Annotated in this window: 18 protein-coding genes and 1 tRNA gene; 15 read left to right on the top strand and 4 right to left on the bottom strand. The window is 61.4% G+C overall.

Features of this window, described 5'->3' with window-relative positions:
- The 6 genes from EJ079_RS11015 to EJ079_RS11040 form a co-directional block, all read left to right on the top strand.
- A partial coding sequence (locus tag EJ079_RS11015) for a FixH family protein (protein WP_127811326.1) occupies positions 1 to 357 on the top strand: 357 nt, incomplete at its 5' end.
- Positions 354 to 2633: a cation-translocating P-type ATPase gene (locus EJ079_RS11020; RefSeq protein WP_127808978.1), complete on the top strand. Its 2280-nt coding sequence runs from the start codon at positions 354 to 356 to the stop codon at positions 2631 to 2633. The genes EJ079_RS11015 and EJ079_RS11020, both read left to right, overlap by 4 nt.
- A 5-nt stretch (positions 2634 to 2638) precedes the next feature.
- Positions 2639 to 2794, top strand: coding sequence for a cbb3-type cytochrome oxidase assembly protein CcoS (gene ccoS, locus EJ079_RS11025; protein WP_081714250.1), 156 nt, complete (start codon positions 2639 to 2641; stop codon positions 2792 to 2794).
- 735 nt (positions 2795 to 3529) lie between these two features.
- The gene (locus EJ079_RS11030) at positions 3530 to 4147 is read left to right on the top strand and encodes a hypothetical protein (protein WP_127247245.1); all 618 of its coding nucleotides are present in this window, start codon (positions 3530 to 3532) and stop codon (positions 4145 to 4147) included.
- Between the two features lie 280 nt (positions 4148 to 4427).
- Positions 4428 to 5609 carry a 5-demethoxyubiquinol-8 5-hydroxylase UbiM gene (gene ubiM / locus EJ079_RS11035; protein WP_024502870.1) on the top strand — a complete coding sequence of 394 codons (1182 nt, stop codon included), beginning with the start codon at positions 4428 to 4430 and terminating at the stop codon, positions 5607 to 5609.
- A gap of 175 nt (positions 5610 to 5784) precedes the next feature.
- A complete protein-coding gene (locus EJ079_RS11040) occupies positions 5785 to 7686 on the top strand; it encodes an EAL domain-containing protein (RefSeq protein WP_082826564.1) in 1902 nt (633 codons plus the stop codon).
- Between the two features lie 1453 nt (positions 7687 to 9139).
- Here EJ079_RS11040 and EJ079_RS11045 read toward each other — a convergent pair.
- Positions 9140 to 10462: an integrase gene (locus EJ079_RS11045; protein ID WP_063169217.1), complete on the bottom strand. Its 1323-nt coding sequence runs from the start codon at positions 10460 to 10462 to the stop codon at positions 9140 to 9142.
- Positions 10463 to 10576: 114 nt separating this feature from the next.
- A tRNA-Ser gene (locus EJ079_RS11050) sits at positions 10577 to 10666 on the bottom strand.
- Between the two features lie 410 nt (positions 10667 to 11076).
- Here EJ079_RS11050 and EJ079_RS11055 point away from each other — a divergent pair.
- The 3 genes from EJ079_RS11055 to EJ079_RS11065 all read left to right on the top strand — a co-directional run bounded on the left by EJ079_RS11055 (position 11077) and on the right by EJ079_RS11065 (position 12832).
- Positions 11077 to 11757: a 50S ribosomal protein L21 gene (locus tag EJ079_RS11055; protein ID WP_127317713.1), complete on the top strand. Its 681-nt coding sequence runs from the start codon at positions 11077 to 11079 to the stop codon at positions 11755 to 11757.
- A 97-nt stretch (positions 11758 to 11854) separates the two neighbouring features.
- On the top strand, positions 11855 to 12124 hold the full coding sequence (gene rpmA / locus EJ079_RS11060) for a 50S ribosomal protein L27 (protein ID WP_013529063.1): 270 nt from the start codon (positions 11855 to 11857) through the stop codon (positions 12122 to 12124).
- A gap of 120 nt (positions 12125 to 12244) precedes the next feature.
- On the top strand, positions 12245 to 12832 hold the full coding sequence (locus tag EJ079_RS11065) for a GNAT family protein (RefSeq protein ID WP_164873766.1): 588 nt from the start codon (positions 12245 to 12247) through the stop codon (positions 12830 to 12832).
- Between the two features lie 178 nt (positions 12833 to 13010).
- Here EJ079_RS11065 and EJ079_RS11070 read toward each other — a convergent pair whose 3' ends face one another.
- Entirely contained in the window at positions 13011 to 13880 is an 870-nt protein-coding gene (locus EJ079_RS11070; protein WP_127808979.1) for an endonuclease/exonuclease/phosphatase family protein, read from the bottom strand.
- A 134-nt stretch (positions 13881 to 14014) separates the two neighbouring features.
- Here EJ079_RS11070 and obgE point away from each other — a divergent pair, with 134 nt between their 5' ends.
- From obgE to EJ079_RS11095, 5 genes are all read left to right on the top strand, one after another.
- Positions 14015 to 15046: a GTPase ObgE gene (obgE, locus tag EJ079_RS11075; RefSeq protein ID WP_027037254.1), complete on the top strand. Its 1032-nt coding sequence runs from the start codon at positions 14015 to 14017 to the stop codon at positions 15044 to 15046.
- 4 nt (positions 15047 to 15050) lie between these two features.
- Positions 15051 to 16241, top strand: a complete 1191-nt coding sequence (proB, locus tag EJ079_RS11080; protein ID WP_127808980.1) for a glutamate 5-kinase — start codon at positions 15051 to 15053, stop codon at positions 16239 to 16241.
- Between the two features lie 3 nt (positions 16242 to 16244).
- The gene (locus tag EJ079_RS11085; protein ID WP_127808981.1) at positions 16245 to 17531 is read left to right on the top strand and encodes a glutamate-5-semialdehyde dehydrogenase; all 1287 of its coding nucleotides are present in this window, start codon (positions 16245 to 16247) and stop codon (positions 17529 to 17531) included.
- A gap of 72 nt (positions 17532 to 17603) precedes the next feature.
- The gene (locus EJ079_RS11090) at positions 17604 to 18191 is read left to right on the top strand and encodes a nicotinate-nucleotide adenylyltransferase (RefSeq protein WP_127327663.1); all 588 of its coding nucleotides are present in this window, start codon (positions 17604 to 17606) and stop codon (positions 18189 to 18191) included.
- A gap of 68 nt (positions 18192 to 18259) precedes the next feature.
- Positions 18260 to 19543: an MFS transporter gene (locus tag EJ079_RS11095; protein WP_127267096.1), complete on the top strand. Its 1284-nt coding sequence runs from the start codon at positions 18260 to 18262 to the stop codon at positions 19541 to 19543.
- Positions 19544 to 19552: 9 nt separating this feature from the next.
- On the opposite strand, the gene EJ079_RS11100 is transcribed toward EJ079_RS11095, so the two are convergent.
- The gene (locus EJ079_RS11100; RefSeq protein WP_127808982.1) at positions 19553 to 20404 is read right to left on the bottom strand and encodes a mechanosensitive ion channel domain-containing protein; all 852 of its coding nucleotides are present in this window, start codon (positions 20402 to 20404) and stop codon (positions 19553 to 19555) included.
- Positions 20405 to 20646: 242 nt separating this feature from the next.
- Between EJ079_RS11100 and rsfS the strand changes: the two genes are divergently transcribed.
- Positions 20647 to 21024, top strand: coding sequence for a ribosome silencing factor (gene rsfS, locus EJ079_RS11105; RefSeq protein ID WP_013529073.1), 378 nt, complete (start codon positions 20647 to 20649; stop codon positions 21022 to 21024).
- The last annotated feature ends 20 nt before the right edge of the window (positions 21025 to 21044 follow it).

Raw genomic sequence — 21044 nt, forward strand, 5'->3', positions numbered from 1 at the left:
GTCCAGCTTGTGCTGGCGAGCCAGCAATTCAACAAGAAGGCCACGGAAGGACGGGCACAGGCAGCCCTTGGCTGGACCGGCAAGCTGACCATCGCATGGGGTGAAGTCCGCTACAGCCTCACCGATGCCGCTGGCAAGCCGGTTCCCCTGCACGGCGTCAAAATGCTGTTTCGTCATCCCGCGTACGAGAAGGAGGACAAGTCGGTCACCCTCGCACCCGCCTCGGGCCAGGAATTCGCAGCCCAGCACATGCCGAAGGACGGCGTCTGGATTGTCGAAGTCGACGCCGACGCCGGTCTGGATAAACCGTATCGCGACGTCCGCAGGATCATGATTTCCCATGGAGCGCTGCAATGAGCTGTTGTGCACCGGGCGCCGAAATGGCGCTTGATCTGGGCAGCACCACGTCGGTCCTGCCGTCTAGTCAGGAGATCAGGCTGGCGAGCCGATCGCTTGGCGATGATCTCCGCCAGACCGATCTTTCAGTACCGACGGTCCATTGCGCGGCTTGCATCCAGACGATCGAGGCGGCGCTGGGAAAGCTTGATCGCGTCGAGAGCGCCCGCGTCAACCTGTCGACGAAACGGGTCTCGGTCCGATGGCATGGGGATGAGGTTCCACCGTTTGTCGCCGCACTTCGACGGCTGGGTTACGAGGCGCATCTGTTCGACCCCGAGGTCGACAACAAGGACAAGGCGCTTTCGGAGTTGATCCGCGCCGTCGCGGTTGCCGGGTTCGCGGCGGGCAATATCATGCTGCTTTCGGTCTCTGTCTGGTCCGGTGCCGAAGGCGCTACCCGCGACCTGTTCCACTGGGTCTCGGCGCTGATCGCGATCCCTGCACTCGCCTTCGCCGGCGGCATCTTCTTCCGCTCGGCCTGGAATGCGTTGCGCCACGGCCGCATGAACATGGACGTGCCGATCGCGGTCGGGGTGTCCCTCGCCTACGCCATGAGCCTCTATGAGACGATCAACCATGGCGACCACGCTTATTTCGATGCATCGGTGTCGCTGCTGTTCTTCCTGTTGATCGGCCGCACGTTGGATCACGTGATGCGCGAACGTGCCCGGACCGCCGTGAAAGGCCTGTCCCAGTTGGCCGCACGCGGCGCCATGGTGCTGCGCGGCGACGGCGCACGCGACTATCTGCCGGTTGGCGAGATCGAACCAGGGATGCAGCTGCTGATTGCCGCCGGCGAAAGGATACCCGTCGACGGCAAAATCTTTCAAGGGGCATCCGATCTGGACTGTTCGCTTGTCTCGGGCGAGAGCACGCCCCGAAGCGTTGCGGCAGGCGAAGCCGTGCAGGCTGGTGTCCTCAACCTAACCGGCCCGCTGACGATTGAGGCGACAGCCGCCGCGAAGGATTCATTCCTGGCGGAAATGGTCCGCCTGATGGAGGCCGCCGAGGGCGGTCGGGCACATTATCGCCGGCTCGCCGACCGCGTTTCGGCGCTCTATGCCCCGGTGGTTCATCTGACCGCCTTCGTGACGTTCCTTGGCTGGATGGCGGCAAGCGGCGACTGGCACCGGGCGATAACCATCGCCATTGCGGTTCTCATCATCACCTGCCCATGCGCGCTCGGCCTCGCCGTACCGATCGTTCAAGTGGTCGCTGCGCGGCGCCTGTTCGAGAGCGGCATCATGGTCAAGGATGGTTCGGCCATGGAGCGCCTGGCGACGATTGATAACGCAGTGTTCGACAAGACCGGAACGCTCACGCTCGGACAACCCCGGCTGGTCAATGCGGGCTCGATCGATCCGGCCATGCTGGCAATCGCGGCAGACATGGCCGCGCACTCGCGTCACCCGTTTTCAAAGGCCATAGCCGGCTTTGCCGCTCTTGACGGGCAGCACAAATTCGATGCCGTCACCGAGCATCCAGGGTTCGGCATCGAAGCCACTGACGCCGGAAGCACCTGGCGGCTGGGTCGACGCGGATGGGCTGGATGGAAGGCCCGGACCGGCGGCGAAGGCAAACATGGCCATGGCGGAACGGTTCTGACGAAAGACGGGATCATTGTCGCGACCTTCGATTTCGAGGATGCGCTGCGCGCCGACGCCAGCGCGGCGATTAAGCGATTGAACGATGTCGGGGTGTCGGTGCAAATGCTGTCGGGCGATACTGCGGGTGCCTGCGCCGAAGTCTCGAAAATGCTGGGTGTCGACGACTTCGTTCCGTGCCTGCTGCCGTCCGGCAAAGTCGAGCGCATCGAGACCATGGCGAAAGACGGATACAAGGTTCTGATGGTTGGCGACGGCCTCAACGATACGCCAGCGCTGAGCGCGGCGCATGTCTCGATCGCACCGGCTACCGCCGCCGACATTGGCCGCAATGCGGCCGACTTCGTATTCCTGCGCGAAAGCCTTCTGGCCGTGCCTCTCGCGCTGGACGTCTCGCGCAAGGCTGGACACCTGATCCGCCAGAACATCGCGATCGCGATCGTCTACAATGCCGTCGCCGTGCCGATCGCCATCCTGGGCCACGCCACGCCTTTGTTAGCGGCGATTGCCATGTCTGCCTCATCGGTGCTTGTTATTGGAAACGCATTGCGCTTGCACGGCTTCGGGGCGAATGCGACGCTGCAAGTTATTCAAAAAGTCGGACGCTCCGCAGTCAGCTATTCGGCATAATCCTCGTGACGACGTTGCTCTATCTCATACCAGTGGCCCTTTTTCTGGGTGCACTGGGTGTGTCCGGCTTCGTCTGGGCATTGCGAAGCGGTCAATACGAAGATCTCGACGGAGCCGCCGAGCGGATACTAATTGATCGGGACGACAAACCGGAACGCTGATTTCAATCCGCTGTGCATAAGATGCGCGGATCGCGCTCGTCAGTCGAGCCGGCTCGGTCGGGAACAAGCTGTCCATGCTCCATGCTCCATGCTCCATGCTCCATGCTCCATGCTCCATGACCATCTTGACCTAAGCTGCACACTACATTTGTGAAAAGCCTCTGTCGTGCGAAGGACTGCCTCCCATTGCACCCAGTATGAGGCGGCTGATGCCACGAGAGTACCTCGCGTGGCCGGACGAGAGCTTGGCAATGTGCGCACGGGTTCCAAAGTGGAACGTCACGGTCGATCACCTGACCGTGAACCGCCAGTGCCGATTGGTCATGTCTGGCTGATCCAGATCAGGGTCATACTCATCGGTGTGGTCTATTGACCAGTCTTCGACGGAGAAATGCATGACTTACGGAAAGATTGGTCGTCATTATCAGCACCTTCACGGTTCTGGGTTTTCTGTCGTGTGGTCGGCCATGCCTTGTGCTTACGGCGCAGCCATTAGCTGACCGGCGTCGTGTGTATCTCGCTTGCTGGCTGACCATCCGCGTGGCTGCGCGGACAGGGGGGCCGATCAACAGCTTTCGCCTTTGATGGGTTGTGTGCGTCGTTGCCGATCCATCCCGATTCCCGGCCCGCGCCTTGAGGCTATGCGACGGTACCGGAACCCAGCGCACGTCACGCGGTTCCGCGCGCGTGGTGTCCGCTCGTCACGACGATGAACGAACAAGCGGCTGGAGTACCATGAACACCGTACACATCATCGACTGCCACAATGCAAATGACTACTTCGCCGACAGGCAAGAGGGACCGATCGTGCAGCACTTGTTAAAGGCTGTCAACATCCGCGCGGAGCTCCACATGGCGTTGAACCGAACGAAATTTGGTGAGGCTGTAGTACGAGCGATGGAGGCGGAGTGCGACGTGCTTCACATCGCCGGGCACGGCAATGGTGACGGGATCGCTTCGTCCAGTGGGCGAAGTGGCCTTCTTTGGGCTGACTTCGTAAAAATGTTCCAGGGCTCGCATCCAGCGCCGAAGATCCTCGTGATGTCAACGTGCTGCGGAGCATCATCGGGGTTGGGACGTGCGTTTTCGAAATCGATCAACCGTCCGAAGTTGATCATTGGTTCGAGTGACGCGCGCTATTTCGACGACTATGTCGCCGCGTGGGCTTTGCTCTATCGGCGACTGAATTGCAAGGACATCGACATCGAAGCCATGCAGCAGGTTCTTGATGAGATATGCGCGGTCGTGGATAAAAGTTTCCGCTACCTTGGCTGGGATGACGAGAGAGAGCGCTACGTTCGATACCCTCACCCTCGCAAGAGAGCCCGCTTCGACGTCGTGGAGCGTGAGTAGTATGCGCAAGGGTTCCAGGTGGAATGTGGCGATCGATGCGGCGCGGCCGTCGCTGACCAGCGTCGCGAGTGTCTCGCTTGCTGGCGGCGATCTGCGCGGCTGCGCGGCGAAAGGGCGGGATCGGTTAGCCGCATCCACCTCTGAGCGCTTTGAGTGCTTCGTTGCCGATCGATGCGAATCTCCCGGCCCAGCGCGTTTAGGCAATGCGGCGGGCACGGAGCTCATGTCACTCGGCTCAGTTCCACCGTTACACGAGGATAGGCGACCGGATGGCGGCACGCTGATGGGCTCTGACGATAATTTTGACATCGTTGTCGTTGGAGCCGGCCCGGTCGGCCTTTCGTTCGCTGCGTCGCTTGCCCAAAGCGAACTCAAGGTGGCAGTTGTTGAACAGAACACATTCGATAGTCTGGCGAATCCGGCTTTCGATGGTCGCGAAATCGCGCTGACCAACGCTTCGATCAGAACCCTTCGCGAGCTCGGCGCCTGGGATGTCATCCCGGCTTCGGACAAATCAGCACTTCAAGGCGCGCGCGTGCTCAACGGCTCGAGCGCATTCGCTCTTCGTTTCGATCCTCCCAGCAACTCTGGAGAACCGCTGGGGGTTTTGGTTCCAAATTGCCGGATCCGCGAGGCGCTGTTCAAAATCGTCCGCTTGCAGGATCGCGCCCGGCTGTTGTGCGGCCACTCGGTCGTCGATGCAACAAACAGCCAAGAAGGAGCAGTCGTAACGCTCTCTAATGGCGCGCGTTTAACTGCTCGGCTGGTTGTTGCCGCGGATTCGCGTTTGTCCGCCACGCGTGATCTGCTAGGCATCGGCGCCGATATCAACCGGCTTGGCCACTCGATGCTGATTTGCCGAGTGAGGCACGAGCGCGCCCACCACCAGATCGCCATCGAATGGTTCGATCACCATCAGACGATAGCGATATTGCCCCTCGCGGAGGGCATGTCGTCGCTGCTGCTCACATTGCGCTCAAACGAGGCCTATAGACTGCTTGCCTTCGATGATGATTTGTTCCTGTCGGAGTTGACGAAACGGTGTCGAGGGCGCCTTGGAAAAATGACCTTGGCAAGCAAGCGCCACACCTATCCGCTGGTCACGACCTGGGCGCACAAATTCCGGGCGCCGAGCGCCGCACTCATCGGCGACGCTGCCATCGGCATGCACCCGGTGACCGCTCACGGATTCAACATCGGTCTCAGCAGCCAGAAGCAACTCGCCCGTGGAATCATGACTGCGTGCCGCGACGGCCGCAATGTTGGCGACCCCGACATGCTGCATATATACGAAAGGCGGCTGCGCCTGTCGGCGGCGCCGCTCTACCATGCAACGAACATATTGGTTGGACTCTACTCCAGAGACCACCTGGCGGCACGGCTTGCAAGGCATCTGGGGCTTCGCTTTGCCCAACATGTTCCCCTTGTCCGGCATGGGATTTCGGCGGAGCTCCAGCGGTGATACTGCACCAGCAGTCGCATTTTTGCGCGTGCTGGGCGAGCGATGAGAGAGTGCATGATGCGCCGGAGTAATCCTGCTCCCCGACGCTGATCTCCGATTGAAGAATTAACCCGTCCTTCAGGGGGGCTGCATAGGCTGCGGACAAGCAGGAGTAAGCAAGCTGACCCGTCCAGCCTTGGAAAAAGAAGATCCGCTGGAGGCGAGAATCCTTCAGGACCAGCTCGCTGATCTGAGGGCAGGCCTTTTCGTCTCAATGCCGATAAGCATTGTGCTGTCCGGGCTGATTTTGACCGTGCAGGCCCTTTCCGGGAACGGTCTTGCTGGCGCGGCCTGGTTTTCGGTCGTTAATGCGATAAATGCCGCCCGCCTTGCACTCGCCCGTCATCAGCTGAAGGAACCCGGAGTCCAGGATGATCTGACACGGGTTTGGCTGCGGCTTCGCTGGTTTGGCAGGCTTGCTCTTCTGGCGGGATTCACCTGGTCATTCCTTGCCGTCCTAACGGCTGGATACACGACGTCTCAAGCATCGCTGCATCTAATAATTCTGGCGGGCATTTCAGCTGGCGCGGTCACGTACGGCAGCTCATATGCTGCGGCAGCGATATGCTTCATCACACCGCCACTCCTCATTGCCGCCGCATGTTTGCTGACGAAGGGAGCCCCGGAAAACTACATTCTGGCTTTCGCCGTCCTGCTTTTCGAGGGCGGCCTGGTTCGATCCTCGTTCGTTGGACAAGCGCGCTTCCGTGACGCGAGCCGCCTGAGACATCAAGCCGAGCGGCTTGCCGCGGAAATGGAGCGCAATTCCAGGGAGGACCATCTTACCGCGCTCCTCAACAGGCGGGGCCTCGAACATGCAATCGATCAGTTTGAGAACACCGATGGACCCTTTGTGGCCATGCTGATTGATCTGGACGGGTTCAAATCTGTCAACGATACCTACGGTCACAGAACGGGTGACGAGCTGCTTGCCAGGATCGCCCGCCGAATAGAGGAAGAAGCACCGGAGGGCTCAACGCTCGCCCGCATCGGTGGGGATGAATTCGTGCTGGTTTTTTCCTCGCGAAAGAATTCTCCTTCTCCCACGAATCTCGCGTCCAATCTCATAGCCAAGCTTGCTCGCCCCTATCCTGGGATCGCATCAGTCCGCATTGGAGCGTCTATAGGAATCTACTTGGCTGAAAACCCCGGACTAACGGAAATGTTGTTGCGGGCCGACATCGCCCTTTACACAGCTAAGCGCCGCGGCAGGAATGAATTTTGTCTGTTCGATGCCGAGCTAGCCCGGGAGTTGCAACGCCGCCAGTCAATCGAACGCGATCTTCATTCGGCGATAACGATGAGAAGCTTGGTCGCTTGGTTTCAGCCAATCGTAAGACTCGAAACTGAAGCCGTCGTCAGTTTTGAAGCCTTGCTAAGATGGTCTCACCCGCTTCACGGTCCCATTTCTCCGCCCGAGATCATGACAGCGGCACGCGAAACTGGAATGCTTCAGCTGCTAACTCAAACGGTATTCGCCGACTGTTGCGCTCTTATCGAGGGCTTGGTCAAAGCTGACCGTCGTGATGTTCGTGTGGCGATGAATGTTTCACCGTGCGAGTTGGAAGCTGGCGATATTGACGAGATGATTCTTAATGGTCTGGCGGCAAAAGACCTCCCTGCAACGATGTTCGACATCGAGATTACCGAAGAAGCCCCAGTGGATCCGGACAGAGTGGATGAAAAGCTCGCCCGGCTTTCACATGCTGGCATTTCTATCGCGCTCGATGACTTCGGCACCGGTTTTTCGACGTTGGCATCGCTCAAGGACAGTCGGATCAGGAAGGTGAAAATAGATCAGGGCTTCGTTCGCGGCTTAGCCAAGTCCCGGGAGAATCGGCTGCTTGTCAAAGCGGTGATTGATCTTGGTAGGACGCTCGGGATCGAGGTCATGGCCGAGGGCGTTGAAACAGAGGCAGATCGGCAAACTCTGTACAAGCTTGGCTGCAGAACCGCGCAGGGCTTCCTGTTCTCTAAGGCAGTGCCTCTCCATTTGGCACTTGATTCGGTAGTAAAAGAGCACGCGAAGGAGTTGTGACCGGCCTCTCCGTCCGTGCTGCTCGCGGAACTTTCATGTGGGGTGGACCTGACGCGCGAAAGCCGTTTCGGACGGTAGAGTTATTACGGGGGCGAAACTGAGCACGTGGTTTGGATAGCAGCAATCCGGTCCACCGGCGCACATGCAGCGGCTTCATACAAGCGTTCAAGTTGCGAGATGAGCTTGAGTGAACGACGTCGGAGAATTGCGTCCTTTGGACGCTGGTTTCGCGGTTCCCGTAGGATTCGATTACGGGAAGCGTTCTTGGCTGCTTCTCGGCTCAGCGCTCATCGGGATGAACAACGTACCCGCGGTCAAGGTCTTCGCGACCTCAACCCAGTCACCATCCCGCAACAGCAGCGGTCGGGTCCTGATCAAGCGCTCAGCCTCAGCACAGGTGCTGGAGCAACGGTAGAGCGCGGAAAACGTGTATCGGAATGCGCTGGCTCACCATAGGAAGCTGCCACGGCATGTCGAATGTCCCCAGGGGGCGGACCGTTCCCTTGCATTTGTCTCGATGACGGGCTCTCAAAGCTAAAGCCAAGAGAGCTTTATAAAAATCGCACCCGATCGGCTGCGCAACGACGACCAGCTGAGGCCCGATCGGGTGCTAAGGTCGTGCCAAAAAAGGCGCGTCACTGTCGCATTTCTAGCCGGCTTGCGATCGGACGTCATCTCTTGGCGATCGCTGCCCCTTCTCTCAAATGCGCTTAGCGGCGCCGATGGCGAATAGCGCAAGCTTTTCCACCCGTTTCTACTCCACTACCGAGACTCGTCACCAACCTCCTTTTATTCGCTTCCATATGGCCCATCCTGTCTCCAATCGAGGAGGAGCGCGAACATGGGCCAAGCCGTAGAACGTCTCAGTCTCGGGAATTCTTCTGCTCGCCAAACTGCCGTTGTCGCCGGCACCATATTTGGCAGGGTGACAGTGCACGACAAGATATCAGGCGTTCGTGTCTGGGCTGAACTATGCTTGCAAGCCATAACCCAAAAATCGCCGATCCCTTTGAATTCGAGCCGGATGAATGGGTGTTTCAAAATTTTTGGCGGTTTTAGGCAGAACCCTCCGATGGCCCGCGTACCGGTCAAGCTTCGTGAGCACTTTAGGTTCGTCGATCAGGCATAGGTTTCTTTCCCATGCCACATGCTGGCCGTTTGCCTAGTTCGGAAGCCCTCGAGAGGCGTTGCTCGTCTTGGTATGGCGTCGCCCCTTTTTCCGATCCATCGGCCACGGAGCTAGAATGGTGTCTAGCTGTTGCCGCCTACTTGGTCATCCGGCATGGAGATGCCTATATACCGACCTTCGAAAGGCTGGAATACGAGGTCGAACAAATGCGGCGGAAGCTCGGAAATCGCGAGCGAGCGCAGCGCGTGCTGGCCACGCTCAACCTAAATGGCTCGGACAGCTGGAGCCGTGAGGTTGGTTCTCAAGGCCTGGATGGCGCCGCAATCACATTCGCCCGGGCGGGGTAAAAGCGATTTTTTGGAGCCACTCGCGCTTTTGCGCTAACGAAGGTCCCGCGCCGTATTTGGGCCGGATCCATTTGTGGCCCATCAGAGAAGCAATTACCTTCTCCGGCGCCTCAACTGCCGTCAGCCGGTCCTCGAAAGTGTGTCGCAGGCTATAAAGACTATGCTCGGAAGTCGGCAGAAGTTCCTTGCTGGCGAGCACCTTGTTGACGAGCGCTGAAAGTGACGCGGCCTTGTCGCGATAACGAGGAAAGCCGTCCGGATGGAGCTTGATGGCTGCAAGTGCGCCGCCAACCAAGGGAATGTCACGGGCTGAATGACCGGTCTTCAAGCGACGGCCATTGGGGCGCACCCGCACATGCGGGATTTCTCGATCGAGGTGGATTGTTTCGGTGGTGAGGTTTGCCGCTTCAGAAAGCCTGAGTCCGGTATCGGCAATCACATAGATTAGATGGCGGGCTTCGTCATTGAGTCCGTCGAGCGCGCCTTCAGCGAGTATCTTCTCCTGAATGAACTCCGCTGTGAACGCAGCGCGTTGCCCGGGGACGGCGCCGGAAAGACGCAGGTTTCGAAAAACCGGCTCCAGCTTGAGCTGGTGAGTCAGATCGACGACGCGCAGCATTTTCGAAACATGGCCGATGTCCTTGTTGGCCGTACCGATATCAAGTCCATCCTCAACGATCCGCTTTTGCCACCACTCGCGGAACGCGATTGCGTCGTCCCGAGTGAGGCTTGCGATCTCCTTGTCGCCAATGACTCCAACCAGATTGGCAACTGCGCGCTTTTTGGGGTTACGCCATTTCTTGATTTGGTTGGGCGACATGGTCAGCAAGTTCTGTTGCTCGATCGTCTCGAATTCCTTGATAAGACCGCTCAGGCGGACCGCTGGCCGCTTCTCCCCACCCATGACGGCCGAGACGTCCTGCGCGTCCTCGATCGATTTTTTGTCGAGGAGCAGCTTGATACGGGCCATGAGTTCGTCGAGCGGCCCCGCTGCTAGTTCCTCGTTAGTGCGATAGGCCAATCCAAATGACCGCGCGCGCTTCCTCGCGGCTTCGAAACGCAGCCCCGCCTCGGCGGATTGGCCTTCCCGCAGTCTACGCCAATACGCCTCCAGCCCCGCGCCGAGGCTTTGCACTGCATCTCGCGCCCGTACACCGCGGGGATCGTCAGCCACGGCGACGCCCGTGGAAATGCGTACTAGGCAGCGGCGATCAAACGCCGCGAATTCCTTCGGCACCCTGCGGACGAGATACCAGATGCCTTCACGTTTATGCGGCTTTGGCGCTGCGGAACGTCGCATTATCTTTCTCTAATGTTACACAGTTTGTTACACACTCTAAGATATGTTTCGCTTCGTGCTGGTCAAGCGCAACAAGGAAGCTTTTGAAAGGAAAGGATTTTTATGGAAGCTATATGGCGGAGAGGGAGGGATTCGAACCCCCGATGGGCTTGCACCCATGCCGCATTTCGAGTGCGGTGCATTCGACCACTCTGCCACCTCTCCGCGGTCATGGTCGGCCGTTGCCGGCGCGGCGCACTAGATAACGGCTGAACGGGCAGGTTACAAGGCCAATCCGTCAGTTATTTGGCTTGCTTGGCAAGCGGCGGATTCACGGGCTGGTGGGGTACAGCGAGACCCGAGGCAGATTGCCGACCAGTCACCCATCCTCAGCCCAGGCGGGGGCAACGCCGTGGGCATGTCGGCACAGCCGGTCCGTGCCCGCCAATGACGGTCTCGGAAACGGCGCGGCTGGTTTGCCTTGACTCGCCCCCAACCTTCGGTTAGGGACAGCGCGTAATCGGCGTGGAGGGTTCTTCCGCGCCGCTTGTTTTTTGAACCCGCAGACTGACAAAAAGACGGCCGAACCGCCAGATGCGGTTCATCAAGGCCGACCGAACAGCGAAAGGCAAAAAATGTTCGCAGTCATTAAAACGGGTGGCAAGCAGTATCGCGTTGCCGCCAACGATCTCCTGAAGATCGAAAAAGTCGAAGCCAATGTCGGCGATATGGTCGAGATCGGCCATGTGCTGGCGCATGGCGAGGGCGAGAATGTCACGTTCGGCGCGCCGTTCGTCGACGGCGCGGTGGTCACCGCCGAAGTCGTCGAACAGGGCAAGAACCGCACCGTCATCGCCTTCAAGAAGCGCCGCCGGCAGAATTCGCGCCGCAAGATCGGCCATCGCCAGCTTTTGACCACCGTGCGGATCTCCGAGATCCTGCTGGGTGGCGCCAAGCCGACGAAGACGGCATCGGTCAAGGCGCCGAAGAAGGTGAAGGCCGAGGCCGCCACCGAGGTGCAGGCGGAAGCTGCGCCGAAGAAGGAGCCCAAGGCCAAGGCAGCCGAGACAAAGGCAGCCGAGACCGCGGCAGCGCCGCTGTTCAAGGCGCCGAAGGGTGAGCCGGACGATCTGACCGTGATCAAGGGCATCGGCCCGGTCGCAGCCAAGGATCTCAACGAGCAGGGCATCATCACCTTCGCGCAGCTCGCCAAGCTGACCGACAAAGATGTCGCCAAGATCGACGAGCACATGTCCTTCAGCGCCGACCAGATCAAGGACTGGCGCGAGCAGGCCAAGGAATTGGCTGCGAAGTAATTTTCTGGCGACCTGGTCGCCGGATCGGACTTGAAACGGAACGCGAACGCGTTCATAAGGCCTTTTAGGCGCCTTGCGGCGCAACGGAGTTAGTTAGATGGCACACAAGAAAGCTGGCGGCTCGTCGCGCAACGGTCGCGACTCGCATTCCAAGCGTCTGGGCGTGAAGAAGTTCGGCGGCGAAGCCGTCATCCCGGGCAACATCATCATTCGTCAACGCGGCACCACGTGGCATCCCGGCGTCAATGTCGGCATGGGCACGGACCATACGCTTTTTGCGCTCGAGACCGGCGCCGTGACGTTCAACAAAAAAGCCAACGGCCGAACCTACGTATCGGTCAATCCGATTGCCAAAGCCGCGGAGTAGCCGGTTCCGCACTAGAACACCGGCGCCCATCTCGGGAACCGGTGTCTGGCAAAGCCAGGAAAAGGATCAGGGGAGATGGGTTTCCATCTCCCCTTTTTCTTGTGCCTGGAGGACTTTCAAATGGTTGCCGAAGCGGAAGACTCAGAAGACGAAAGTTACGCGATAGATTGTCCGGTGCTGGTCACCGAGCGACTGGTGATGCGGGCGCCTCACGAAGGCGATATCGCGCAACTGGTCGAACTTGCCGACAACCGCCATGTCGCCGAAATGCTGGCCCGCATGCCGCACCCCTATGGCGAGCCCGAGGCGCGCTCTTTCCTGGCCATGACCAAGTCGCGCCGGGCCGGTATCGCTTATGCCCTGACGCTGGCCGGCACCGACACTTTCGTCGGCTGCGCCGGTCTCAACACCACCGATCGCGGGCTGGAGCTCGGTTACTGGATCGGCGAGCCGCACTGGAAGAAGGGCTATGCGACCGAGGCGGCACATGCGCTGGTCGATCTCGCCTTCCAGAGGACGTCGATCCAGGTTCTGCATGCCTCGACCCGGGTCATCAATCCGGCCTCGCGCCGCGTCATCCACAAATGCGGGTTCCAATATGCCGGCCAGGGCATGCTGAATTCGATTGTCGCCGGCCAGGTTCCCGTCGAGCGCTACCGGCTCGATCGCAAGACCTGGACGAGCTTGCGGAACTGGGTCCACTTTTGATGTGTGCCGATATTCAGGTGAGGCCGGCCTGCGAATGGCGGTTTCCTGCGCTTCCGGTGCTCGCGTACGAAAAGTACGCTCCGCTCCGGTTCTCGGAAGCCACTATTCTCGGCTCGGCCTGACCTGAATCTCGACACACATCGGGTACGGCGCGAAACCAATGGGAGGCAAACCTGGATCAGCCCAGTTCGACCCACACCGGCAGATGGTCCGAACCGTCCGCTTTCCGGTCGACCCACAGGCGCTGCAGGGACCTGGCGAGAGACGCGCTGGTGAAGATGTAGTCGATGCGCTTGTGGCGGCTGGGATCGGTGGGTTGCTTGGGATCGACCCAGCTGATGAGATCGTCGCCGGTGGCGTTCAGGCGCAAGGCGGCATCGACGGCGAAGTCGGCGGTCAGCGGCATGCCGAATTCATGGTCCGGCCGGCCGGCGAGTTCGACATATTCGGGCGATCCGGCCAGCATGTTGAAATCGCCCATGCCGACAAAGGCTTCGGGATGCGGCAGTTCCGGCAGGCCGATCTCGGCGACGCCGGACAGTGCGCCGCCTTCGAGCGCATAGTTCAGCATGCGTTGGCGCAGGAACTGGATCTGGCTGGCGCGTTCGACGGGGCTGCGGTGATCGAGATGGATGGAATAGAAGCGGATGAAACCAAGCGGCGTCTCGATCAGCGCTTCCAGCGCGCCGCGCTGGAAGTTCATCATCTCGAAGCTGCGGCTGCGCGGCAAAAGCAGGTTGCGCGACAGATGAATGGGCGTCTTAGACAGCACCATGTTGCCGAGCTGGAAGGTTTTCGTGACGGCGCGGCCATTGTCGATGTGCGAACCGATATTGGCCTCGAAATTGCTGCCATAGACGGCGAAGTAGTCGGGCAGCGCCTCGCCGATCTCGGCGACCATGTCGCGGCCGCCATTCCGGGGATTGTTGCGGGTCACCTCCTGCAAAGCGATCACGTCGGCGCCGCGCACGGCATCAGCGATGCGCCCGACATCGTACTGCCCGTCGAGGCCGATGCCGTACTGGATGTTGTAGGTTACAAGCTTCATTCCGGCATCTCTCCGGCCGATCCCGCGCGGCCATTGTCACAAAACGGCCTCGCCCTTCGCCGCGCCTTGGTTTAGAGCAAGGCTCAAGGTTTAGAGCAATGCCGCAAGGCCACTAGTAGAAACTGTACAATCCCATGAAATTTCTCGATCAAGCCAAGGTCTACATCCGCTCCGGTGACGGTGGCGCCGGTTCTGTGTCGTTCCGGCGCGAAAAATTCATCGAGTTCGGCGGACCGGATGGCGGCGATGGCGGCCGTGGCGGCGATGTCTGGCTGGAGGCAGTCAACGGGCTGAACACGCTGATCGACTACCGCTATCAGCAGCATTTCAAGGCCAAGACCGGCGTCCACGGCATGGGCCGCAACATGACCGGCGCCAAGGGCGCCGACGTCACGCTGAAAGTGCCGGCGGGAACGCAGGTGTTCGAAGAAGACAACGAGACGCTGATCTGCGACCTGACCGTGGTCGGCCAGCGCTTTCTGCTGGCCAAGGGCGGCAATGGCGGTTTCGGCAACCAGCATTTCAAGACCTCGACCAACCAGGCGCCGCGCCGCGCCAACCCGGGCCTGCCGGGCGAAGAGCTCAACATCTGGCTGCGGCTGAAGCTGATCGCCGATGCCGGGCTGGTCGGGTTGCCGAATGCCGGCAAGTCGACATTCCTCGCCGCCGTCACCGCGGCCAAGCCGAAGATCGCCGACTATCCGTTCACGACGCTGCATCCCGGCCTCGGCGTCGCCCGCATCGACGCGCGCGAGTTCGTCATCGCCGATATTCCGGGCCTCATCGAAGGCGCGCATGAGGGCGTCGGCATCGGCGACCGCTTCCTTGGCCATGTCGAGCGCACGCGCGTGCTGCTGCATCTGGTTTCGGCACAGGAGGAAAATCCGGGCAAAGCCTACAAGACCGTGCGCGCCGAACTGGAGGCCTATGGCAACGGCCTGACCGACAAGGTCGAGATCGTGGCGCTGTCCCAGGTCGATACGCTCGACGCCGATGCGCGCAAGAAGAAGGTTGCCTCGCTGAAGCGTGCCGCCGGCCGCGCGCCGATGCTGTTGTCGGCGGTCACCGGCGAAGGTGTCGAGGCGGTGTTGCGGGCGCTGATGTCGGTGGTGGGCGAAGCCCGCGCCGCGACTGCGGCTCCAGTCGAGACGCGCTGGGACAGATAGGACGATGCAGTCGCTGAGAAAATATCGGCGCATCACCGTTAAGATCGGCTCGGCGCTGCTCGTCGACCGCACGACGGGGCTGAAGCGCGACTGGCTGGCCTCGCTCGCCGACGACATTGCCGGGCTGGCCCAGGGCGGCGCCGAGATCCTCGTCGTCTCGTCCGGCGCCATCGCGCTTGGCCGCACGATCCTTGGCCTCGGCAAGCGAGCCCTGAAACTGGAGGAGAGCCAGGCGGCGGCAGCCGTGGGACAGATCGCATTGGCCGGCGCCTGGTCGGACGCGCTCGGCAAGGGCAGCCTGAAATCGGGCCAGATCCTGCTGACGCTCGGCGACACCGAGGAGCGCCGCCGCTATCTCAACGCGCGGGCGACGATCTCGACGCTCTTGAAGATGAAGGCGGTGCCGGTCATCAACGAAAACGACACGGTGGCGACATCCGAAATCCGCTACGGCGACAATGACCGGCTGGCGGCCCGCGTCGCCACCATGATGGGTGCTGATCTTTTGGTGCTGCTCTCCGACATCGATGGCCTCTATACGGCGCCGCCGGCGCGTGACCCTCAGGCCAAATTCATTCCGGTGGTCGACCGCATCACGCCCGATATCGAGGCGATGGCGGGTGCGGCCGCTTCCGAGCTGTCGCGCGGCGGCATGCGCACGAAGCTCGATGCCGGCAAGATCGCCACCGCCGCCGGCACCGCGATGATCATCACGTCGGGCACGCGGTTGTCGCCGCTGATGGCGATCGAACGCGGCGAGCGCGCTACTTTCTTTCGGCCGAGCAGCAACCCGGTCAAGGGCTACAAGACCTGGATCGCCGGCCAGCTCGAACCGGCCGGCCGGCTTACGGTCGATGCCGGCGCCATCGGTGCGCTGCTGTCGGGCAAGTCGTTGCTGCCGGCCGGCGTCAAGCTGGTCAGCGGCAATTTCTCGCGCGGCGACACGGTGGCGATCCTGTCGCCCGAGGGCCGCGAGATCGCGCGCGGGCTGGTTGCCTACGATGCGGCCGATGCCGTAAGGATCGCGGGCCTGAAGACGACCGAGATCGAAACCGTGCTCGGCTACGAGGCGCGTTCGGCGATGATCCACCGCGACGACCTTGTGGTGAGCCATTCGGGTGACCAAGTACGGGCCGGCGACCAAACAGGGGCCGGTGACCAAGTCACGGTCGGTGGCGATGTAAGCGGAGGATGAGCCATGCTGAAACTGCATGAAAAATCCGGGGATGACACCGTAGCAACGATGGCCGATATCGGCCGTCGTGCCCGCGCTGCCGCCCGACCGCTGGCCATTGCCACGACCGCCGCCAAGAACGCCGCACTCCTCGCCATGGCAGAGGCGATCGTCGCTCGGGAGCAGGACATTCTCGACGCCAACGCCATCGATGTCTCGAACGGCCAGGAATCCGGGCTTTCCGCCTCCTTCATGGACCGGCTGAAGCTCGATCCGGCGCGCGTTCGCGCCATGGCCGACGGCATCCGGGAAATCGCCGCGCTACGGGATCCGGTTGGCGATGTGATGGCGCAATGGGACCGGCCGAACGGCCTGCATATCGAGCGCGTGCGCACGCCGCTCGGCGTCGTCGGCGTCATCTATGAGAGCCGCCCGAACGTCACCGCCGATGCCGGTGCGCTGTGCCTCAAGGCCGGCAATCCGGTGATCCTGCGTGGCGGCTCGGATTCGCTCAATTCATCAGCCGCCATCCATGCCTGCCTGGTCGAAGGGCTGAAGGAAGCCGGCCTGCCGGAAGACGCCATCCAACTGGTGCCGACCACCGATCGCGCCGCCGTTGGCGAGATGCTGAAGGGTTTGAGCGGTACGCTGGACGTCATCATCCCGCGCGGCGGTAAAAGCCTCGTTGGGCGGGTGCAGAGCGAGGCGCGGGTGCCGGTCTTCGCGCATCTCGAAGGCATCTGCCATCTCTACATCGACCGCTCGGCCGATCTCGACATGGCGGTGCGGATAGCCGTCAACGCCAAGATGCGGCGCACCGGCGTCTGCGGTGCCGCCGAGACGCTGCTGGTCGACCAGGCGGTCGCCTCCACCCATCTGGTGCCGATCCTCGACGCACTGCGCGCGGCGGGTTGCGAAATCCATGCCGATGCCGACGTGCTGAAAGTGTTTTTCGATGCCAAGCCGGCGATCGATGCCGACTGGGTGACCGAGTATCTCGACGCGATCATCGCGGTGAAGCTGGTCGACGGCGTTGCCGGTGCCATCGAGCATATCGAGACGTTTTCCTCGCATCACACCGAGGCGATCGTCGCCGAGGACGCGCAAGCCGTCGAAAGATTCTTCAACGAGATCGATTCGGCGATCCTGCTGCACAACGCATCGACGCAGTTCGCCGATGGCGGTGAGTTCGGCATGGGCGCCGAGATCGGCATAGCCACCGGCAAGATGCATGCGCGCGGACCGGTCGGCGTCGAGCAACTGACCTCGTTCAAATACCGCGTGCGCGGGTCGGGACAGGTGAGGCCTTGAATCTTTTCGTTGTCAGAGCCTGAGGCAATGCTGGCATCTTGCGAACCGGCGGTACCCTCCCGTTACCTGAAGATGCCGCATGCCGAGAAAGGCCTCGCCGTCGGCCTGTTCGGCGGCTCGTTCAATCCGCCGCATGCCGGCCATGCGCTGGTCGCCGAGATCGCGCTCAGGCGCCTGGCGCTCGACCAGCTGTGGTGGATGGTCACGCCGGGCAATCCGCTGAAGAACACCAGGGAACTGGCGCCGCTCGGCGAACGGCTGCAGCTGTCGGAGCAGATTGCCAAGAACCCGAAGATCAAGGTCACCGCGTTCGAAGCCGCCCATCACGTCCGCTACACCGCCGACACGCTGGCGCTGGTCAAGGCGCGCAATCCCGGGGTCGACTACGTCTGGATCATGGGGGCGGATAGTTTGCGCGATTTCCACCGCTGGCAGCGCTGGCGCGAGATCGTCATGACCTTCCCGATCGCCGTCATCGACCGCCCGGGCGCGACGCTGTCGTTCCTGTCCTCCGTCGTCGCCAAGACCTTCGACTATGCCCGCATCGACGAGGGCGATGCGCCGCGGCTTGCCCGCATGAAAGCACCGGCCTGGACCTTTATCCACGGCCCGCGCTCGTCGCTGTCATCAAGTGCGATCCGCAAGCTGGCGAAGGGGTGAGCCCGACCGCCCGCCCATGTCGCTTTTATCGCTCCCTTTGCCCGTTTCATGGGCAATCCTGAGCAGGCATGTCGATTCCCAGGAAAACCCGCAGCGAAGCCGAGCAGGGCGCCGAGCCCACACCGCTGATCGCGATTGCCAGCGTCATCGTGTCGATGGCACTGATAGCCGTCGGCAACGGGCTGATGTTTGCCTATATCCCGGTTCGGCTCGGCGCCGAGGGTTTCGATCCGACCTGGGCCGGACTTATCATCACCGGACTTTCGGCCGGTGGGCTGGCGGGCTGCATCCTGACCGGACCGCTGGTGCGAAGGGTCGGCCATGCCCGTGCCTTCATGGTGTTGTCGGCGCTGATCGCACTCGCCAACGCCGCCGTCGGCGCCGGGGTCCATCCGCTGCTGTGGATAGCCGCCCGCGCGCTCTACGGCTTTGCCATCTGCGGCCTGTTCATCGTCGCGCAGAGCTGGCTGAACGACGCCGTTGCCAACGCCATCCGTGGCCGGGTCATGGCTTTCTTCTACGTTGCCTATGTCGCCGGGCTTGGCGTCGGCTACGCGACGCTGGCGCTGGTCGATATCAGGACAGCGGATGCGCCGCTGATCGGCATCGCCTTCACGGCGCTATCGATCCTTCCCGTCGGGATGACCCGACTTGCCCAGCCGCCGGCACCGCAGGCGGCCTCGGTGGCGCTGCGCCGCGCCTGGCGGGTTTCACCGGTCGGCGTCGCCGGCATGCTTGCGGTCGGCGGCCTGTCAATGTCGATTGCGGGCTTCGCGCCGATCCACGCCACGGCCAAGGGCTACAGCCAGGCCGATGTGGCGCTGCTGCTTTCGGCGATGCCTCTTGGCACGCTGATCCTGCAGATCCCGCTTGGCTGGATTTCCGACCGAACCGACCGCCGCTATGTGCTGATCGCCGCATCCGCGCTTGCCATGGTCGCCGGCGTATTTGCGCTCGGGTACGATGGCGGCGCGTTGGCCGCGTTGGTTGTGATCTATATCGTGTGGGACGGCGCCTCGGAATCGATCTATTCGCTGGCCAGCGCACATGCCGCCGACCGCGCCGGCAAGGATGACATGGTGGCGCTGTCCAGTTCGCTTTTGTTTGCCTGGTCGCTGTCGGGTTTCGTCGTGCCCGGCATAGTGACGGCGCTTTCGGCCGTCTTTGGAACGCAGGCTTTCATCTATGTGGCTGTTCTCATCGCCGCAGCCTTCTGCCTGTTCGTGCTCTTGCGTGTGTTCACGACGCGTGCGGTCCCGGTCGGTGAAACCGGCAGTTTCGCACCGATGACGGCGCAGGCGCCTTTGCCGGTCGAACTTGCCTTCGCACCGGACGATGAGGGCCGGCACTGAGCCAACCGATTATTGCCGGCGGGCTTCGGGTTGGGGCGCTTCCGGCGGCGGCAGCGGGATCGATATGCCTTTGCTATCGAATTCCTGTTTGGCGCGCTTGGTGAGATCGGTCTGGGTGGCGAAGAAGTCCGCCGACGATGTCCAATAGCGCAAGGCAATCGAAACAGTGCTGTCGCCCAATGTCGAGACGAAAGCGATCGGTGCCGGCTCACGCTTGATCCTCCGCTCGGCCGCGGCAATGGCAAGCAAGGTTTTCTGCGCCCTGTCGATGTCGTTCCAGGAGCCGATGCTGAGCGTGATGTCGCTGCGGCGCACGCCGTTGCGCGAGAAGTTGCGCACCGGCTGGTTCCACAACGTCGAGTTGGGCGCCAGGATGTAGACGCCGTCGGCGGTCCTGAGCTTGGTCGCGAACAGACCGATTTCCTCGATCGTGCCGGCGATCGAACCGACCTCGACGGATTCGCCGATGCGGAACGGCCGCAGCGCCAGAAGCATGATGCCGGCGGCGATGTTCTGCAGCGTGCCTTGCAACGCCAGGCCGATGGCGAGGCCAATGGCACCGATCGCGGCAATGATCGAGGCCGTCTGCACGCCGAACTGGCCGAGCACCATGATGGTGACGAGGATCAGGATGGCGTAGCGGACGATCTTGGAGAAGAAATGCCGCAACGTGGCATCGAAACCATGGATATGGCCGAGACCGGCGAAGATCGAACGTTCGGCAAGACCGGCGACGATGTAGCCGACAATCAAGAGGATGACGGCACCGACGGCCGAGAAGGAGTACGAAACAATCAGCGTGCTCAGTTGGGCGAGGCCAGCCTGGACGCTGAGAAAGGCGTTTTGCGGGTCGATCGGCATGGGGGGAATCCGGTTGGTCGGTGAGCCGATAACCCATGCGGGCGGTGAGGGTTCCGATCTTTTCCGGCGTGCAGCGGAACCACAGCAGCGACAATACGTTCGTGCGAGGCAGGGTCCCGTCTTGAAACTGTCAGGGAACTCTGCCTATCTAAGTGGTGTCACCTGCTTCAAGGGGTGATTTGGTTGTTCTTGCTGCGAAAGGAAATACACTGAGAACAGCACTGCGGAAGAAGGCCGATATCATGCCTTCGCCGGCCAGGATCAGCGTAGACGACGCCGTGTCCCGCGCCATCAAGACAGTCCTTGCCAGTCTGGAAGACTCCAAGGCCGAAAACATTGTCTCCATCGACATCCAGGGGAAATCGAGCCTCGGCGACTACATGGTCGTCGCTTCGGGCCGATCGCACCGTCATGTCGCGGCTGTCGCCGATCATCTTCTCAAAGCGATCAAGGATGCCGGTCTCGGCACCGCGCGCGTTGAGGGGCTGTCCGGCGCCGACTGGGTCCTGATCGATTCTGGTGACATCATCGTCCATGTCTTCCGCCCCGAAGTCCGCGAATTCTACAATCTCGAAAAGATGTGGCAGGCGCCGGACCTCGAGGAAGAAACGCTCCACTAAGTCGTTCGCGCGGCTTACAA

Source organism: Mesorhizobium sp. M7A.F.Ce.TU.012.03.2.1 (assembly GCF_004006095.1).
Taxonomy (GTDB): domain Bacteria; phylum Pseudomonadota; class Alphaproteobacteria; order Rhizobiales; family Rhizobiaceae; genus Mesorhizobium.

Excerpts from the sequence above, each read along its gene's own strand:
- EJ079_RS11070 (WP_127808979.1), bottom strand. The coding sequence starts at position 13,880 with ATGAAGCTTGTAACCTACAACATCCAGTACGGCATCGGCCTCGACGGG.
- EJ079_RS11030 (WP_127247245.1), top strand. The coding sequence starts at position 3,530 with ATGAACACCGTACACATCATCGACTGCCACAATGCAAATGACTACTTC.
- EJ079_RS11065 (WP_164873766.1), top strand. The coding sequence starts at position 12,245 with ATGGTTGCCGAAGCGGAAGACTCAGAAGACGAAAGTTACGCGATAGAT.
- EJ079_RS11090 (WP_127327663.1), top strand. The coding sequence starts at position 17,604 with ATGCCGCATGCCGAGAAAGGCCTCGCCGTCGGCCTGTTCGGCGGCTCG.
- rpmA (WP_013529063.1), top strand. The coding sequence starts at position 11,855 with ATGGCACACAAGAAAGCTGGCGGCTCGTCGCGCAACGGTCGCGACTCG.
- rsfS (WP_013529073.1), top strand. The coding sequence starts at position 20,647 with ATGCCTTCGCCGGCCAGGATCAGCGTAGACGACGCCGTGTCCCGCGCC.
- EJ079_RS11055 (WP_127317713.1), top strand. The coding sequence starts at position 11,077 with ATGTTCGCAGTCATTAAAACGGGTGGCAAGCAGTATCGCGTTGCCGCC.
- obgE (WP_027037254.1), top strand. The coding sequence starts at position 14,015 with ATGAAATTTCTCGATCAAGCCAAGGTCTACATCCGCTCCGGTGACGGT.
- EJ079_RS11095 (WP_127267096.1), top strand. The coding sequence starts at position 18,260 with ATGTCGATTCCCAGGAAAACCCGCAGCGAAGCCGAGCAGGGCGCCGAG.
- proB (WP_127808980.1), top strand. The coding sequence starts at position 15,051 with ATGCAGTCGCTGAGAAAATATCGGCGCATCACCGTTAAGATCGGCTCG.
- EJ079_RS11045 (WP_063169217.1), bottom strand. The coding sequence starts at position 10,462 with ATGCGACGTTCCGCAGCGCCAAAGCCGCATAAACGTGAAGGCATCTGG.
- EJ079_RS11085 (WP_127808981.1), top strand. The coding sequence starts at position 16,245 with ATGCTGAAACTGCATGAAAAATCCGGGGATGACACCGTAGCAACGATG.
- EJ079_RS11100 (WP_127808982.1), bottom strand. The coding sequence starts at position 20,404 with ATGCCGATCGACCCGCAAAACGCCTTTCTCAGCGTCCAGGCTGGCCTC.
- EJ079_RS11020 (WP_127808978.1), top strand. The coding sequence starts at position 354 with ATGAGCTGTTGTGCACCGGGCGCCGAAATGGCGCTTGATCTGGGCAGC.